The sequence below is a fragment of the Arthrobacter sp. MDT2-34-1 genome (assembly GCF_059091365.1).
The window spans coordinates 1-352 of the sequence record NZ_JBNHGO010000179.1; the positions used below are offsets into that span (position 1 = coordinate 1).

A 352-nucleotide genomic window follows, 5' to 3' on the forward strand; every position below is an offset into this window, starting at 1 on the left:
TCCGGGTCGAGGACCGGATCCGGGAAGAACGCATGGATGGCATCCGATTCGGGACGGCCGCGCTCGATCCACTGCCGCCGGCGCATGCGCCAAGTGCGGATCATGTCGGGCTTCACGCCGATGAACCCGGCAAGATCGACTGAGCTGACATAGCCGCCGAGGTTGCGGGGTTCTTTGTCGGATGCCATGCCGCCCAGTCTCCCAGAAAGTACCAAGGGTTGCAACGAAAGCGTTGCATTCTATAGAATGATACGCAAGCGTAACATTTGTTCTTCCCATCGAGCATCGGATCACCACCCCATGCGCACACCTCCAGCACGACACCCGAACAAGGCGCCCCGCCGAGTCGGCC

At 61.1% G+C, this 352-nt stretch carries 1 protein-coding gene; it reads right to left on the reverse strand.

Features of this window, described 5'->3' with window-relative positions:
- The coding region (locus AC5RVV_RS18265) for a hypothetical protein (protein ID WP_494002747.1) at positions 1-188 on the reverse strand (188 nt) is incomplete at its 3' end.
- Positions 189-352: the final 164 nt, after the last annotated feature.